General features: G+C 69.6%; 12 protein-coding genes. 6 read left to right on the top strand and 6 right to left on the bottom strand.

What is annotated here, in order from left to right; all coding sequences use genetic code 11:
* Window positions 1-20: 20 nt before the first annotated feature.
* A complete protein-coding gene (locus tag ABZX85_RS33960; protein ID WP_355877309.1) occupies window positions 21-179 on the bottom strand; it encodes a hypothetical protein in 159 nt (52 codons plus the stop codon).
* A gap of 31 nt (window positions 180-210) precedes the next feature.
* Here ABZX85_RS33960 and ABZX85_RS33955 point away from each other — a divergent pair, with 31 nt between their 5' ends.
* Window positions 211-7,551: an LPXTG cell wall anchor domain-containing protein gene (locus ABZX85_RS33955; protein ID WP_355877306.1), complete on the top strand. Its 7,341-nt coding sequence runs from the start codon at window positions 211-213 to the stop codon at window positions 7,549-7,551.
* Between the two features lie 128 nt (window positions 7,552-7,679).
* Here the strand turns inward: ABZX85_RS33955 and ABZX85_RS33950 are convergent, their stop codons facing one another.
* Genes ABZX85_RS33950 through ABZX85_RS33940 form a run of 3 tightly spaced genes read right to left on the bottom strand, consistent with a single transcriptional unit; the run spans window position 7,680 to window position 8,962 of the window.
* Window positions 7,680-7,886 (bottom strand): hypothetical protein, encoded by a 207-nt coding sequence (locus ABZX85_RS33950; RefSeq protein ID WP_355877303.1) that lies wholly within the window; start codon window positions 7,884-7,886, stop codon window positions 7,680-7,682.
* 21 nt (window positions 7,887-7,907) lie between these two features.
* On the bottom strand, window positions 7,908-8,102 hold the full coding sequence (locus ABZX85_RS33945) for a hypothetical protein (RefSeq protein WP_355877300.1): 195 nt from the start codon (window positions 8,100-8,102) through the stop codon (window positions 7,908-7,910).
* Window positions 8,103-8,110: 8 nt separating this feature from the next.
* Window positions 8,111-8,962: a helix-turn-helix transcriptional regulator gene (locus tag ABZX85_RS33940; RefSeq protein ID WP_355877297.1), complete on the bottom strand. Its 852-nt coding sequence runs from the start codon at window positions 8,960-8,962 to the stop codon at window positions 8,111-8,113.
* 174 nt (window positions 8,963-9,136) lie between these two features.
* Here ABZX85_RS33940 and ABZX85_RS33935 point away from each other — a divergent pair, with 174 nt between their 5' ends.
* Window positions 9,137-9,646 (top strand): ATP-binding protein, encoded by a 510-nt coding sequence (locus tag ABZX85_RS33935; RefSeq protein WP_355877294.1) that lies wholly within the window; start codon window positions 9,137-9,139, stop codon window positions 9,644-9,646.
* Between the two features lie 6 nt (window positions 9,647-9,652).
* Here ABZX85_RS33935 and ABZX85_RS33930 read toward each other — a convergent pair whose 3' ends face one another.
* Window positions 9,653-10,813 (bottom strand): acetyl-CoA acetyltransferase, encoded by a 1,161-nt coding sequence (locus ABZX85_RS33930; RefSeq protein ID WP_355877291.1) that lies wholly within the window; start codon window positions 10,811-10,813, stop codon window positions 9,653-9,655.
* 90 nt (window positions 10,814-10,903) lie between these two features.
* Between ABZX85_RS33930 and ABZX85_RS33925 the strand changes: the two genes are divergently transcribed.
* On the top strand, window positions 10,904-12,070 hold the full coding sequence (locus tag ABZX85_RS33925) for an acyl-CoA dehydrogenase family protein (protein ID WP_355877288.1): 1,167 nt from the start codon (window positions 10,904-10,906) through the stop codon (window positions 12,068-12,070).
* Complete coding sequence (locus ABZX85_RS33920) at window positions 12,070-12,558, top strand: nitroreductase/quinone reductase family protein (RefSeq protein WP_355877550.1); 489 nt, start codon at window positions 12,070-12,072, stop codon at window positions 12,556-12,558. Before ABZX85_RS33925 ends, ABZX85_RS33920 begins: the two co-directional genes overlap by 1 nt.
* A 69-nt stretch (window positions 12,559-12,627) precedes the next feature.
* Here the strand turns inward: ABZX85_RS33920 and ABZX85_RS33915 are convergent, their stop codons facing one another.
* The gene (locus ABZX85_RS33915) at window positions 12,628-13,263 is read right to left on the bottom strand and encodes a TetR family transcriptional regulator (protein WP_355877547.1); all 636 of its coding nucleotides are present in this window, start codon (window positions 13,261-13,263) and stop codon (window positions 12,628-12,630) included.
* A 133-nt stretch (window positions 13,264-13,396) separates the two neighbouring features.
* Between ABZX85_RS33915 and ABZX85_RS33910 the strand changes: the two genes are divergently transcribed.
* Window positions 13,397-14,200: a VOC family protein gene (locus ABZX85_RS33910; protein WP_355877285.1), complete on the top strand. Its 804-nt coding sequence runs from the start codon at window positions 13,397-13,399 to the stop codon at window positions 14,198-14,200.
* 242 nt (window positions 14,201-14,442) lie between these two features.
* Window positions 14,443-16,881 (top strand): serine/threonine-protein kinase, encoded by a 2,439-nt coding sequence (locus tag ABZX85_RS33905; protein ID WP_355877282.1) that lies wholly within the window; start codon window positions 14,443-14,445, stop codon window positions 16,879-16,881.
* Window positions 16,882-16,982 lie beyond the last annotated feature (101 nt).

Here is a 16,982-nt window from a genome sequence, read left to right as displayed (position 1 = left end):
CGGTAGTAGTTGATGAGGCGTCAGAGCGGAACGGCGCGCTGGAGAGGTGGCGGTACGGCCGCGCTCCTGGCCGTGCTCGCGTTGCTCTTGTCCTGGCTGCCCCCGATGTGGGTGCCGACGGCGGCGGCCGTTCCGGCGGGGTCGGAGTACCCGGCGAACTGGTCGGTCAGCGGGGGCACGGCTACGGGTACCACGCCGAGCGGGGTCGTGGTGACCGCGACCGTCTCCGGTGCGATGCAGATGCAGCAGCCCGGCGACGTTCTCCTCAGCGGGAACCGGCCGTGGTACCTGCCCAGCACCAGTAGCGGGGCCCTGAAGATCGGTACGCAGAACTGCGCCAACACCGCCCAGAACGGCTGCGGTTCGATCACCTACACCTTCTCCCGGCCGGTGAAGACTCCCGTCATCTATGTGTCTGACTTCGGCGCGGGACAGACAGGTTCGACCTTCCAGCAGTATCACGACCACCCGATGACCCTCGCGTCCGGGACCTTCAGCCTGGACGCGTCCGGATCGCAGTCCGCGCGCATGGGGATCTGGAACAGCGGCCGGACCGTCGGTGTCGTCAACGCGCAGCAGTACGTGGGATCGTCCGCAGCGGACCAGACGAGCTGTGTCGCCTTCGGCTGCGGGGTCTACGACATCAGTACGACGACGTCGACGATCACCAGTCTGACGCTGAACTACGGGTACGAGGGAAGTGGTACCACCCTCGACCTCTGGGGCCAGATCCTCGGCATCACCCCGGCGACGACCTCCCTCTCCCTCACCAAGTCCGCCTCCCCGAGCCAGATCTCCAAGGCCGGGGACACGGTCACGTACTCCTACCAGGTGACCAATACCGGAGAGGTACCCGTCACCGACCCGAGGATCAACGAGTCCTCCTTCTCAGGTACGGGTACGAAGCCCTCGGTCTCCTGTCCTACGGGTACGGTCGGGGTGGGCGCGTCGGTGACCTGCACGGTGACCTATACGGCGACCCAGGCGGACGTCGACGCGGGCCGGGTCAGCAACACCGCGACCGCGACGGCGACGCCGCCGAGCGGGATGACGGCGCCGACCTCGAACTCCTCGACGGCCACGGTGAGCGTCGCGCAGAACCCGGCGCTGTCCGTGCAGAAGACGGTCGCCGAGACGGGCGACCTGAACGCCGGACAGACCCTGCACTACTCGTTCAAGGTCACCAACACCGGTAACGTCACGCTGGCTTCGACGAAGATCAACGAGACCGCGTTCACCGGCAGCGGCGGCACGCCGTCCGTCACGTGCGAGAACGTCGCGCTGGCGCCCGGGACTTCACTGACCTGCACCGCGACGTACACGGTCACGCAGGCGGACGTCGACTCCGGGTCGATCTCCAACACCGCGACGGCGACCGGGACTCCGCCGAACAACGGCACCCCGGTCACGTCGACCCCGTCGACCGCCGTCGTGCCGTTCACGGCCAGGCCGGCGCTGACGGTGGCGAAGTCGGCGGACAAGACGAACGTCGTCGTCGGGGACACGGTCACCTACTCGATCCGGGTGACGAACACCGGCAACGTGACGATGCGCAACGTCGCCGCGCAGGAGGCCAACTTCTCGGGCAGCGGCGGCACTCCGGCCGTCTCCTGCCCCGCCGCGGCGAGCTCGCTGGCGCCGGGCGCGTCCGTGACGTGTACGGCGACGTACCGGGTGACGCAGGCCGACATGGACGCCGGGAAGATCACCAACACCGCGACGGCGACCGGCACTCCGCCGAACTCCAGCACCCCGGTGACCTCGCCGCCGAGCGCGACGACGACGGTGACGACGTCCCAGCGGCCCGCGCTGACGGTGACGAAGTCCGCCGACCGCACGGATCTGGTCGCTGGCCAGACGATCACGTACACCTACAGAGCCACGAACACCGGCAACGTCACCCTCACGGGGGTCACGGTGAAGGAGACGAGCTTCTCCGGCAGCGGCGGCACCCCCGCCGTGTCCTGCCCGGGCGGCTCGCTGGCGCCGGGCGCGTCGGTGACCTGTACGGCGACCTACACCGTCACGCAGGCGGACGTGGACGCCGGGAAGGTCACCAACTCCGGTACGGCGACCGGCATTCCGCCGGGCACCACGACGCCGGTCTCGTCGCCGCCGAGCCCCACGACCACGGTGACCGGGACGCAGAGGCCCGCGCTGACCGTCGCCAAGTCGACCGACCGCACGGACCTGGTCGTCGGCCAGACGGTGACGTACTCCTACAGAGCCACGAACACCGGCAACGTCACGATCACCAACCTCAAGGTGAACGAGAGCGGTTTCAGCGGCACCGGCACGCTCTCGGCGATCACCTGCCCGAGCAACTGGCTGGCGCCCGGCGCCTCGACGACGTGCACGGCGACGTACACGGTCACGCAGGCGGACGTGGACGCCGGGAAGCTCACCAACTCGGCGACCGTCTCGGGGACACCCCCTAATACCTCCACGCCGATCACCTCACCCCCGGGTACTACGACCGTCACCGGGACGCAGAAGCCCGCGCTGACCGTCGTGAAGTCCGCGGACAAGACCTCGCTGGTACTGGGTGACACGATCACCTACTCCTTCAAGGTGACGAACACCGGCAACGTCACGATGAAGAACATCACCGTGAAGGAGAGCGACTTCACGGGTACGGGGACGCTGTCGGCGATCTCCTGCCCGAGTACGACGCTGGCGCCGAACGCGACGACGACCTGTACGGCGACGTACAAGGTGACGCAGGCCGACGTGGACGCGGCGAAGCTCTCCAACTCCGCGACCGTGACCGGCGTTCCGCCGCAGGGCACGACGCCGGTCCCCTCGTCGCCGTCCACGACGACGATCCCCGGGACGCGGACGCCGTCGCTGAAGGTGGAGAAGTCGGCGGACCGCACCGACCTGGTGGCCGGGCAGACGGTGACGTACTCGTTCAAGGTCACCAACACCGGGAACGTCACGCTCAAGAACGTGGCCGTGCAGGAGAGTTCGTTCTCCGGCTCGGGCACCATGTCGGCCATCTCCTGCCCCGCCGGGGCGAGTTCGCTGGCACCGGGCGCGGCGGTGACGTGTACGGCGACGTACACGGTGACCCAAGCCGACGTGGACGCGGGCAAGTTGACCAACACGGCGACCGCGACCGGCGTCCCGCCGGGGACGACCACGCCCGTCACCTCGCCGCCCAGCCCGCCCAACACGGTCACCGGCACGCAGAAGCCGGGTATGACGGTGACTAAGGCGGCCGACAAGACCTCCGTGGTCCTCGGGGACGTGGTGACGTACACTTTCAGGGTGACGAACACCGGCAACGTCACGCTGAAGGACGTCGGCATCAAGGAGGGCGACTTCAGCGGTACGGGGACGATGTCCGCCCCCGTCTGCTCGGACGACGCGAAGTCGGTCGCCCCCGGCGCGTCGGTGACGTGCACGGCGACGTACACGGTCACGCAGGCCGATGTGGACGCCGGGAAGGTCACCAACTCCGCGACCAGCACGGGCGTTCCGCCGGGGACGACCACGCCGAGCACCTCGCCGCCGGGGACCACCACGGTGACCGTCGACCAGAAGCCGGCGCTGAAGCTGGAGAAGTCGGCCGACCGTACGGACCTGGTCGTCGGCCAGACCGTCACGTACTCCTTCAAGGTCACCAACACCGGGAACGTCACGATGAAGGACGTCTCGGTGAAGGAGGGGACCTTCAGCGGTACGGCGACGATGTCCGCGATCACCTGCCCGGGCGGCTCGCTGGCCCCCGGCGCCTCGGCCACCTGCACCGCGACGTACGTCGTCACGCAGGCGGACGTGGACGCGGGCAAGGTCACCAACTCGGCGACCCCTACGGGTACGCCTCCGGGTAGCACGACACCTCAGGACTACCCCCCGGGTACGACGACCCTGACGGGTACCCAGACTCCGGGTCTCACGGTGGTCAAGACCGCCGACCGTACGGATCTGGTGCTCGGGCAGACGGTGACGTACTCCTTCAAGGCGACCAACACCGGCAACGTGACGATCAAGGACGTCACCATCAAGGAGGGCGACTTCAGCGGTACGGGCACCCTCTCGGCGCCGACCTGTCCCGACGCGGCGAAGTCGCTCGCGCCGGGTGCCTCGGTGACCTGTACGGCGACGTACACGGTCACACAGGAGGACGTGGACGCGGGGACGATCTCCAACACCGCGACGGGCAGCGGGACTCCGCCGAACACGACGACGCCGATCACCTCGACGCCGTCCACGGCGAAGGTGCCGGGGACCCAGACGCCGTCGCTGAAGGTCGAGAAGTCGGCCGACCGCACGGACCTGGTCGCCGGCCAGACCGTCACCTACTCGTTCAAGGTCACCAACACCGGCAACGTCACGCTGAAGAGCATCGCCGTCAAGGAGGGCACCTTCAGCGGTACGGGGACGATGTCGGCCGTCACCTGCCCGAGCGGCTCGCTCGCGCCGGGTGCGGCGGTGACGTGTACGGCGACCTACGTCGTCACCCAGGCCGACGTGGACGCGGGCAAGTTGACCAACACCGCCACCGCGACCGGAGTCCCGCCGAACACGACCACGCCGGTCGAGTCGCCGCCGAGCCCGCCCAACACGGTCACCGGCACGCAGACGCCGGCGCTGAAGGTGGAGAAGACGGCCGACAAGACGCTCGTGGTCCTCGGGGACGAGATCACGTACACCTTCAGGGTGACGAACACCGGGAACGTCACGGTCAAGGACGTCTCGGTGAAGGAGGGGGACTTCAGCGGTACGGGTACCCTCTCGGCGATCGTGTGCGCGGACGGCGCGAAGTCGCTGGCGCCGGGTGCCTCGGTGGCCTGTACGGCGACGTACACGGTCACGCAGGCGGACGTGGACGCCGGGAAGCTGACCAACTCGGCCACCACCACCGGCGTACCTCCGCAGGGTGACACCCCGACCACTTCGCCGCCCGGGACGACCACGGTGAACGTGGACCAGAAGCCGGGTCTCAAGGTGGAGAAGTCCGCCGACCGTACGGACCTGGTGCTCGGGCAGACGGTGACGTACTCCTTCAAGGCGACCAACACCGGGAACGTCACGCTGAAGGACGTCACCATCAAGGAGGGCACCTTCAGCGGTACGGGGACGATGTCGGCGATCACCTGTCCCGACGCGGCGAAGTTGCTGGTGCCGGGTGCGGTGGTGACGTGCACGGCGACGTACACCGTCACGCAGGCCGACGTGGACGCGGGTTCGCTGACCAACTCGGCGACGGGGACCGGCGTTCCGCCGAACACCACGACGCCGATCGAGTCGCCGCCGGTCACCCCCACCAAGGTCACGGGGACGCAGACCCCGGGTCTGAAGGTGGAGAAGTCGTCCGACCGGACGGACCTGGTCGCCGGGGAGACGGTGACGTACTCGTTCAAGGTCACCAACACCGGGAACGTCACGATGAAGGACGTGTCGGTGAAGGAGGGGGACTTCAGCGGTACGGGGAAGCTGTCCGACATCACCTGCCCGGACGGCGCGAAGTCCCTTGCTCCGGCGGCCTCGGTGACCTGCACCGCGACCTATGTCGTCACGCAGGCGGACGTGGACGCGGGCAAGATCGAGAACTCGGCGACCCCTACGGGTACGCCCCCTAACCCCGCGGACCCGAACAACACCACTCCGAAGGACTACCCCCCAGGTACGTCGACCCTGACGGGTACCCCCAAGCCGGGTCTGAAGGTGGAGAAGACCGCCGACCGGACCGACCTGGTCGAGGGCGAGACGGTGACGTACTCCTTCAAGGCGACGAACACCGGGAACGTCACGCTCAAGGACGTCACCATCAAGGAGGGCGAGTTCAGCGGTACGGGCAAACTGTCCGCGATCACCTGCCCCGACGGTGCGAAGTCCCTCGCCCCCGGTGACTCGGTGACCTGCACCGCGACGTACGTCGTCACGCAGGAGGACGTCGACGCGGGCAAGCTGACCAACACCGCGACCGGGACCGGCGTCCCGCCGAACACGACGACACCGATCACCTCGCCGCCCACGACGCCGAACACGGTGACCGGGACGCAGACGCCGGGTCTGAAGGTGGAGAAGTCGGCGGACCGTACGGACCTGGTCGTCGGGCAGACGGTGACGTACTCGTTCAAGGCGACGAACACCGGCAACGTCACCCTGAAGAACGTCTCCGTCCAGGAAGCGGACTTCAGCGGTACGGGCAAGCTGTCCGACATCACCTGCCCGGACGCGGCGAAGTCCCTCGCGCCGGGGGCGTCGGTGACCTGCACGGCGACCTACGTCGTCACCCAGACCGACGTGGACGCGGGCAAGCTGACCAACTCCGCGACCGGGAGCGGGGTTCCGCCGGGCACGACCACGCCGACGACCTCGCCGCCGGCCACGCCGAGCACGATCACCGGGACACAGACGCCGGGTCTGGAAGTCGAGAAGACCGCGGACAGGCGGGAGTTGGTGGCGGGCGAGACCATCACCTTCTCCTTCAAGGCGACCAACACCGGGAACGTCACGCTGACGGACATCATCGTCCGGGAGGGCGACTTCAACGGGACCGGCGTCCTGTCGGCGCCCGCCTGCCCGGATGCGGCGAAGTCCCTCGCCCCGGGAACGTCGGTGACCTGCACGGCCACCTACGTCGTCACCCAAGAGGACGTGGACGCCGGACAGTTGGCCAACACCGCGACCGTCACCGGGGAGCCGCCGCTCGGCGGGGACGAGATCACCTCGCCGCCCGGGACGACGAAGGTGCCGACGGAGGTGAAGCCGGGACTGTCGGTCGTGAAGTCGGCCGACAAGACGGAGCTGGTGCTCGGCGAGACCATCACGTACTCGTTCGTGGTGACCAACACCGGGAACGTGACGATGAAGGAAGTCACCGTCCAGGAAGGCGAGTTCACCGGGTCCGGCACACTGTCCGAGGTGTCCTGCCCGGACGGGGTGAAGGCGCTCGCGCCGGGTGTCTCGGTCACGTGCACGGCCACCTACAAGGTCACCCAGGACGACGTGGACTCCGGGAACATCTCCAACTCGGCCACCGTCACCGGGGTTCCGCCCACCGGGACCACGCCGGTCACCTCGCCGCCGGGCACCACCACGGTCCCCACGGACCTCAAGCCGGGCCTCAAGGTGACGAAGACCGCGTCGCCGGACACCAAGGTGAAGGCGGGCGAGACGATCACGTACTCGTTCCTGCTGGCCAACACGGGCAACGTCACGCTGTCCGATGTACGGCCGGTGGAGACCGAGTTCACCGGAACCGGCAAGGTGTCCGAGATCAACTGCCCCGCCGAAGCGGCCAAGTTGATCCCCGGCCAGCGCACCACCTGCACGGCCACCTACGTGGTCACCGAGGACGACGCGAAGTCCGGCAAGCTCAGCAACGCGGCGACCGGGACGGCGCGGGTGCCGGGTGGCGGTACGCCGCCCGTGCCGCCCACGTCGACCGTCACGGTGACGACGGACCCGCCGCCGAGCCCCGAACTCCCCGACACCGGCGACGACTTCAACCCGCTGCTGATCGGCCTCGCGGTGTCGCTGGCCGCGGCGGGCGGGGGGCTGCTGCTGGCGGTCCGTCGTCGCGGACGCGGAGAGTAGTGACCGCTTGAGGAACGGGGCGTCCGCCGGGTGGCGGGCGCCCCGTTCGGCGTTCTGGGGGGTGGGGGGTTCTGTACGGGATTGAGCATGCGCGGGCGGGGGCGCGGGGGTTGCTGGGGGTGGGCGGGTCAGAGGAGGTGGTCGGCTTTTCCGGCTTTGATTTCGAGGATGAGGGCGCGGAGGGCGTCGTGGGTGTCGGTGAGGGGGGTGTCTTCTTGCCCGGCGACGGCGATGTAGGCGTTGCCGGAGGTGTCGGTGCCGAGGCGGAAGCAGTTGTTGCCTTCGCCGCAGAAGGGGTCTTCCCAGGTGATGTGGTTGTGTGTGGGAGTCCTCATAGGCGCACGGTACTGGGCGGGTCAGAGGAGGTGGTCGGCTTTACCGGCCTTGATTTCGAGGATGAGCGCGCGGAGCGCTTCGCGGGAGTCGGTGAGGGGGGTGTCTTCCTGGCCAGCAACGGCGATGTAAGCGTTTCCGGCAATATCGGTGCCAAGTCGGAAGCAGGCGGAGCCTTCTTGGCAAAAGGGTTCTTCCCAGGTGATATCGCTGTGCACAGTGATCCTCAAAGTTCGCGGGCAACGGTAAGGATGAAGTCGCGTGAGGCTGCCGGGGGCAGTGCGGCGGTGTCCATCCAGGTCATATGTGCACGGTACTTCGCGAGTTGGGTCTCTGCGTCTGTGAATACGGGGCCGCTGGTGGAGTCCAGCTGCACGGTGTCGAGCTGGGGGACCGGGCCGTCGGCGTAGAGCATGGTGTGCCCGGCGCCCGGGAAGTCCATGACGGTCACAGGGATGACGCGAACCTCGATGCTGTCGCGCTCGGACTGCTCAGCCAGGTGGGTCAGTTGGTTTCGAGTGGCGTCGATGCTGCCGAAGCGCATGCGCAGAGCGGCTTCGTGGATGTAGGTGGTGAAGGGGGACGGGGCGGGTCGGTCGAAGATCTGCTGGCGGGCCATGCGGTGGGCGACCCGCAACTCGATCTCCAGGCGGCTGATGGGGATCAGTCCGGCGCCGAAGATTCCGCGCGCGTACTCCTCGGTCTGGAGGAGGCCGGGCGGGTGCATGAACTGGACCGGGCATAGGCGCATGGCGTGCCATTCCAGCTCGGCGATGTCCAGCAGGCCCGCAGGTAGGGTGCCGCGGTACTCCTCCCACCAGCCGCGTTCCTTGTTCTCGGCCATGGCGACCAGTGCGTTGACGTAATCCTCGTCCGTGCAGTCGTAGTTGCAGGCGAGCGTACGGATGCGGTCGGCGGGGAAGATCCGGATGCCGGACTCCATGTTGGACAGCTTGGTCCGGTCGATGCCAAGGAGCCCGGCGGCGTACTCGGTGGGGATGCCGGCCGCCATCCGCATCTTTCGCAACTCCGCACCCAGGCGCTTCTGACGCTGGGTCGGTGTACGTCGTGTGCCCATGCTGCCCCTTATGCGTGTGGTCGCATCAAGTCTGCCGTGGGCAAGGTAGCCGAGTCCAACTCGTTGGTGGCAATTATTAGCGAACCGGTGGACATCACGGAACAAGCATCCCTACAGTCGGTCATGGCTCAGTTACTGAGCCCCTCAATCCCCACGCGCCCCAAGGGAGTTGCCGTGACCCTCGACATGCCCGGAGACGGAACCTGTCGGTCCCCCCGCCTCAACCCCACCCAACTCGCCTTCATCCCCTGCCTCCCCACCGACCTCCGCTACAGCTTCACCCTCCCCGCCGACCTCCAGACCCCCGGCGTCGCCCGCCACGCCACCCGCGCCATCCTCAACGTCCACTCCCTCACCCCGATGGCCGACGCCGCCGTTCAGACCGTCAGCGAACTCACCACCTGCGCCTGCCGGTTCACCCCGGGCAACGAGATCTACCTCTCCCTCCGCTACCGCCACGACGCCCTGTACATCACCCTCTTCGACGACCACCCCCAGCACACCAACCGCCACCTCAAGTCCGCCTGCGAAGACCACCGTTGCACCTCCCTCGACCTCCTCGACCGTGTCATCGGCGCCTGCGACGGCAACTGGGGCATCGGCCCCAGCAGCACCTTCAACGGCGGCACGAAGATGTGGGCCCTGCTGCCGAGGGAGGGAGCGGAGGGGTACGTGAAGAGGTGACGGGATTCACCTCCCCAGCACCACCGTCCCCGAGGAGCAGAACCACCCGCCCGTCCCCGACGCCACCCCCAACCTAGGCAAGTCCCCGTCCCGGGAACGGACTTGCCTGGCCCCTGCCTCGCCACGAAGTTGACGGACCGCCTCGACCAAGAGGAACAGCCCCCGCATGCCAGGGTGTTGGGCAGACAGCCCGCCCCCGTCCGTGTTGACCGGCAACTCCCCACCCTCGACCAGGAGTCGGCCCTTCTCGACGAAGGCACCACCCTCGCCCTTCGCGCAGAAGCCGAGGTCTTCGAGCGTCACCAGCGTCATGTAGGTGAACGCGTCGTAGATCTCCGCGAAGTCGATGTCGGCAGGCTCAACTCCCGCCCGCTCGAAAGCGATCCGCCCACTCACCGCAGCGGGCGACACCGTGAAGTCGGCCCACTCCGACATGCTCGCGTGCGACACGTGCTCCCCACTCCCGAGCACCCACACCGGCGCCGAACGGCAGTCCCGCACGTACTCCTCCGCCGCCAGCAACACCGCCGCCCCGCCGTCGGACCGCACGCAGCAGTGCAGCTTGGTGAACGGGTCGGCGATCAACTCCCCGTCCAGGACGTCCGCTTCGGTGATCGGCGTCCGGAACATCGCCTCGGGATTCAGCGAAGCGTTGGCGCGGGCCTGCACCGCCACCGACGCCAACTGCTCGACCGTCGTACCGAATTCGATCATGTGCCGCCGCGCGGCCATCGCGTACTTGGCGATCAGCGTGTGCCCGTACGGCACCTCGAACTGGCTCGGCCCTCTGCTGCCGAAGGACAGCGTCCCGCCCCGCCGCCCGGCCCGCACATCCGCCCGAGCCGTCGAACCGTACGCCAGGAGGACGACGTTGGCGTGCCCGGCGGCGATCGCGTCGGTGGCGTGCGCGGCCATCACCTCCCACGTGGAACCGCCGACGGACGTCGAGTCCACCCACGTCGGCCGCAGCCCGAGGTAGTCGGCGACCTCGACCGGCGCGAGCGTGCCGAGTCCGGCCGAGGCGAAACCGTCGATCAGGCCCCGGTCCAGCCCGGCGTCGGCCAGCGCGCGGCGGGCCGCCTGGGCGTGGAGGGCGTACGGAGTCGTGTCGTCGAGGCGACCGCAGTCGGAGAGGGCGGCACCCACCACAGCTACCTTGCGCGTCATGAGATCTGACGGTACATCAGATCGGTTCTCTTCTATATGTGTCGGCGCTTTGGTATGACGGATCGTCAGATGTTGAGCCCTGGGGGACCCGTGGACGCCAGCCTCACCGCCGAACAGCACGAGATCCAGCGCACCCTGCGCGAACTCCTCGGCAAACGTTGTGGATCGGCCGAGCTGAGGGCGGCGGCAGAGACCCCCGCCGGACACGACCCCGCCTTGTGGAGCGCGCTCTCCTCCCAACTCGGCCTCCCCGGCCTCGCCTTGCCGGAGGCGTACGGCGGAGTCGGCTGCGGCACCCTCGAACTCGCCCTCGCCGGAGAGGAACTGGGCCGCTCCCTGGCGCCGTCCCCCTTCACCGCGACCACCGTCCTCGCCGCCCCGCTCGTCCTCGCCCTCGGCAGCGCCGAGCAGCGCGCGGCCCTCCTGCCCCGCATCGCCGCCGGACAGCTCACCGCCACCCTCGCCGCACCGGTCACCGCCCTCGCCCTCACCTGCGGGAACGACGGCGACTGGGCTGGGGGAGGGCGCGCCGGCGGCGTACAGGCCCGGCCCCATGACAGCGGCTGGCGGCTCTACGGCGAGGTCGTGCGCGTCCTCGACGGGCACAGTGCCGGGCTGCTGATCGTCGCCGCGCACTGCGGAGGGTTCGCCCGGTCCCGGGTGCGGCTGTTCGTCGTACGAGGGGATGCCGTCGGGCTGACTCGGTTGCGGCATACCTCACTTGACGTCACCCGGCCACTCGGGCGCGTCCAACTGAGGGACGTTCCCGCCGAGTTGCTCGGGGACGACGTCGACGTCCTGCCCGCGCTCGTCTCAGCCGGGGAGCTGTTCGCCGCGCACCTCGCCTGCGAGGCCGTCGGTGCCGCCGGGCGCGTACTGGAGCTGACCGTCGAACACGTCAAGCAGCGCGAGCAGTTCGGGCGGGCCATCGGGTCCTTCCAGGCCGTGCAGCACCGGCTCGCGGACGTGTACACGCAGGTGCAGGCCGCCCGTTCAGCCGCGTACTACGCCGCCTGGGCCGCCGGGCGGGAGTCGGCGGGGAGGATCGCCCTCGCGCGGGCCCTCGACGCGCTGCGGCTCGCCGCCGCCGAGGGCATTCAACTGCACGGCGGCATCGGGTTCACCTGGGAGCACGACGCGCATCTGTACTTCAAGCGGGCGGTCGGCGACGAGTTGCTGTTCGGGCCGGTTCACCGGCTCCGGGAACGGGCCGCCGACGCCGCGGGAATCTTCCGCACACAGGAGGTCACCGCGTGATCACCATCGGGGTCCGGCTCGTCCAACGCGTGTCCTCCACACGGGGGTTCAGCAGATTCGCGCCGCGCGTCATCCCCGCGCTCGACCGCGCCGTACACCGCCTCAGCCGGGGCAAGGTGCTGCTGAGCGCGCAGATGCTGCCGGGGGTGATTCTCACCTCGACGGGGGCCCGCAGCGGGCTGGCCCGGCGTACGCCGCTCGCCTGCATGCCCGAGGGCGACGGGAATTGGCTGCTCATCGGCTCCAACTTCGGCCGCCCGGGGCATCCTTCGTGGACCGCGAACCTCATCGCCCACCCGGAGGCTTCCGTCAACTGGAAGGGCACCGAAATCCCGGTCAGCGCGCGGCTGTTGGCGGGGGAGGAGCGGGCCGCGGCGTGGAAAGCGGCGCTCGCGTTCTGGCCGCCGTACGCGACGTACCAGGCGCGGATCGACCGTGAGATCCGCCTGTTCAGGATCACCGCCGGGAGCGCTGCCGGCGCCGGGTGACGGCAACGGGCGATGGCCCACCCAGGTGAACCACCGCCCGCTGAGACAGGACGAGTCAGGTCTGCACGCCTACTTCGTCGGCTTCTTGCCGGTGATGCCGAGGTGCACCAACAGCGCCAGATTCGGCTTGAGTTCGGCCTGCTTCACACCCCAGGTGGTGAACCCCTTCTGGTGCGAGGCGACGGCCGCGAGCATGGCGACGAGGGAACCGGCGACGGCCGCCGGGTTCACGTCCTTGTCGACCTTGCCCTTGGACTGCAACTCGGCGACCGCGTCCGAGAGGGAGTTGTTCACGGAGTTCAGGATCTTCATCCTGAGCTTGTAGAAACGCTTGTCGCCCTCGGCCGCGCCGAGGTCCACGACTCGCAGGATCGCCTCGTTCTTCCGCCAGAACTCCAGGAAGCCGTCCACGAGTTCCTGGGCGGTCTGCCAGCCGGCCTTGCCGACCCACGAGCGGCCTTCGAGGAGTTCGGTCAACCCCGCGCCCTCGGTGGCCATTTGCTCGGCGATCTCCAGGACGGCGCCTTCGACGTCCGGGAAGTACTGGTAGAAGGTCGCGGGCGAAGTGCCCGCCTTCCGGGCGACATCGATGACCTTGACGTCCCGGTAAGGAGAGGAGCTGAGCATCTCGCTGAGGCAGTCCAGCAGCTTCTGCCGCGTGGCCTGCCCACGCCGACCGGCTACGCGGCCGTCGACGGTACGCACTTGTCCTGTCATGCCGTCAGCTTACCGAGGGGTGATCGGAGCGCGATTCGGCCGATCCAAATGGGGTGCACCCTGCTCCGGAGGAGGGTCTCGCTGGTCTGCGCGGTGCGGGCGGCGCCGTTACTTTGGGCGCATGGCCGAAAACAGGGCATCGGGGTACGGAGAGGGCGGCGCCTCGGGCGCGGGTGCCCATGGCGAGGGCGCCTACGGCGAGAGCGGCTACGGCGAGGGCGTGCCCTGCTGGGTCGACGCGCAGCTCCCCGACCTCGACGCGGGACAGCGTTTCTACGGTGAGCTCTTCGGGTGGACCTTCACCGAGCCCGACGACCCCGGAATGGCCCACGGCGGCTCGCTGTGGGCCAGAAAAGACGGGAAAGCGGTTGCTGCGCTGTCTCCCAAGTCGGACGGCCGGATGCCCACCGTCTGGACCGTCTACTTCGCCGCCCCCGACATCCGCCGCACCGCCGGACGCATCGTCGCCGTCGGCGGCCAGGTCGTCATGGCCCCCTTCCCGGTCGGCCGGCTCGGTGCCGCCGCCCTGGTCACCGACCCCGAGGGGGCCGTCTTCGGGCTCTGGCAGGGGGAGCGGCACCCCGGCTTCGGCGCCCGTCACACCCCTAGTACTTTCGTCTGGGCCGAGCTGTACGCCCGGGACATCGACGCCGTGAACTCCTTCTACGGCGGGCTCTTCCACGAGGCCCTCTTCGGCCAGGGCGCCCGCCCCGACTTCGGCCGCGCCCCCGTGTCCGACGTGTTCCCCGCCGAGATGCCCCCGCACTTCGTCGTCCACTTCGGCGTCGAGGACTGCGCCGTCGCGGTACGGACCGTCGTACGCCTCGGCGGGCGGGTCCAGGCGGGGCCGTTCCCGACGTCCTACGGGGTCGCCGCCGTCGTATCGGACAATCAAGGGGCGTCCTTCGCGTTGTTGCAGCGGTGAGAACCACTGTTTCGGCGTCGAAACGGCGTGAAACGACGTCGGACCGAAGGCGATCCGGCGTTGATTTGCCGGAAACCTTCCGGTAGATGAAGTAGCGCCCTATTTTTCACCGGGTTCGCAACCAGCCGCCCGGCCAGGAAGAATCGGGGGTGCGTGCCGCCAAGGCGGTGCGGTGGTGAGACGCTGCACGGGGTCGCGTGAAGACGTGGCTTGCGCGGCCCGTACGGGGAGGTGGCAGGCAAGTGGTGGATCAGCTGACGCAGCACGATCCGCGGCGGATCGGGCCGTTCGAGGTGCTGGGACGGCTGGGGGCCGGCGGCATGGGGCTGGTCTATCTGGCGCGCTCCGCGTCGGGCCGGCGCGTGGCGATCAAGACGGTGCGCACCGAGCTCGCCGAGGACCAGCTCTTTCGCGTGCGGTTCACACGCGAGGTCGAGGCGGCACGTGCTGTAAGCGGTTTCTACACGGCGGCCGTCGTGGACGCCGATCCGCGCGCGGCCGTGCCGTGGCTGGCGACCGCGTACGTCCCGGCGCCCTCCCTCGAAGAGATAGTGAACGACTGCGGGCCGATGCCGGCCCAGGCGGTGCGGTGGCTGGCGGCCGGGGTCGCCGAGGCCCTCCAGTCCATCCACGGCGCGGGTCTCGTCCACCGCGACCTCAAACCGTCGAACGTCCTGGTCGTCGAGGACGGCCCCCGGGTAATCGACTTCGGTATCGCCTCCGGGGTCTCCAACACCCGCCTGACCATGACGAACGTGGCCGTGGGCACCCCCGCGTACATGTCGCCCGAGCAGGCGAAGGACTCGCGGAGCGTGACCGGGGCGAGCGACGTGTTCTCGCTCGGGTCCATGCTCGTCTTCGCCGCGACCGGGCATCCGCCGTTCCACGGCGCGAATCCGGTAGAGACCGTTTTCATGCTGTTGCGGGAAGGGCCCGACCTGGAGGGGCTGCCGGACGAGCTGCGGCCCCTCATCGAGTCGTGCATGCAGATGGAGGCCACCGCGCGGCCCAACCCGGCCGACCTCCAGGCGCAGCTCGCGCCGCATCTGTTCGGGTCGGGGTCCGACGACAGCGGTACGGCGTCCGCGTGGCTGCCGGAGAAGGCCGTCACGATGATCGAGACCCGTAGGGGCGGGCGGGCGCCGAAGCCCGCCGGGCCGTCCGGGCGGAGCGGGGGCGGGGTCAACCTCGGGTCCCGGCCCGCGCTGCCGCCTCCGCCGTCGCACGATCCCGTAGTACCCGTAGTACCCCCGAGGCCGGCCGGTCCGGCGCCGTTCCCCGTCGCGGTCGGGTCCCCCGACCCCGGACCCGTACGACTCGCGGGTGCGCCGATCCCGATCGGCCCCGGACCGCGGATCTCCGACATCCGGGCCACCTCCGCCGTCCGGGCCCCCGTGCCCGACCCGGGGCTGACCGGGTCCTGGACGCGCGTGCGGCCGGGCGTGGGTGCCGGGGCGGGTGCCGGGGCCAACGGCGCCGATCCCGTAGTACCCGGAGTACCTGGGGCGACCGGCGCGCCCGCCCTGCCGAGCGCGCCCCCCGAGGCGCCGCCCGGCTGGCGGCCGTGGCGCTTCCGCATGTCCAACGACGTCTGGGGGACCCCCTCGGTCGACGGCGACCTCGTCTACGTCACCTCCTTCGAGGTGCACGCCCTGGACGTCGCGACCGGCCGGCGCCGGTTCAAGACGCGGGACGTCGCCTGGTCCATGGCCGTCGCGGACGGCCGGGTGCACGCCTCCGACGGGCCCACCCTCTTCGCCCTCGACGCCCGCGAGGGCGGTGACCTGTGGCGGCTGCCCGCGGACGCCTGGGTGTACTCCCTCAGGGCCGAGCGCGGCACCATCGTCACCGGCACGCGCGGGGGCGGTGCGCAGGGCTGGGAGGCGTCGAACGGGCAGAAGCTGTGGGAGATCGGCGGCTGCCAGACCGACTTCGAGTCCCCCGAGGCGGGCCCCGTGCTCCACGAGGGCACGGTCTACGTCTGGCAGGACGCCCGACTGCGGGCCCTGGAGGCCCGTACGGGTGAGGAACGCTGGTCCTACCCCATCGGTGACGCCGCCTCCTGCGGGGGCGTACCCGTACGGGTCACCCCTGCGGGGGACGGGAACGTGTACGTCTCCGCGGGGACACGGGTGCTGTCGATCGACATCGCGACCGGGATGGTGCGCTGGCACTTCGAGGCGCCCGCCGCGTTCCTGTCGCCGCCCGCGTTCGTGCCGGGGCCGGCCGTCACCGGGGGCGGGGTCTACCTCGCGGACTACCTCGGGACGGTCTACGCGATCGACGCCGCCGACGGGCGCGACCGCTGGCGGATCGCCACCGAGGCCCGGTCCTCCATCGACCCCGTACTGGTCGCCGCCGGACATGTGCACGTGGGGAGCGGCAAGGGGCTCTACACCCTCGACGCCGTGACCGGTACGCCCAAGTGGCGGTTCCAGGCCGGTGGGGACATCGTGGGGGCGCCCGCCGTCGCCGAGGGGCGGATTCACTTCGGGTCCACCGACTGCCTGCTGTACACGCTCAAGGCGGACGACGGGCGGCTGCGCTGGAAGCTGGCGACCGGCGGGGAGATCACTGGCTCTCCGGTCGTACGGGACGGGGTCGTGTACGCGTGCAGCAAGGACCGGTGCGTGTACGCGCTGGACGCGGAGAAGGGGACGGGGACGGCTCGGCCCATGTAGGGGGCCGGGCTCAGGCGGGTGGCTCGTCCGGGGCTCCCCGGGTTCTCCACGCCGTGCTCGCCGTTCGGTGACATGGTCGTGACAGGCGTTGCCTAGAGTGA

The sequence above is a fragment of the Streptomyces sp. NPDC004539 genome (assembly GCF_040610055.1).
Taxonomy (GTDB): Bacteria; Actinomycetota; Actinomycetes; order Streptomycetales; family Streptomycetaceae; genus Streptomyces.
This window is presented reverse-complemented; position numbering and strand designations above follow the sequence as displayed.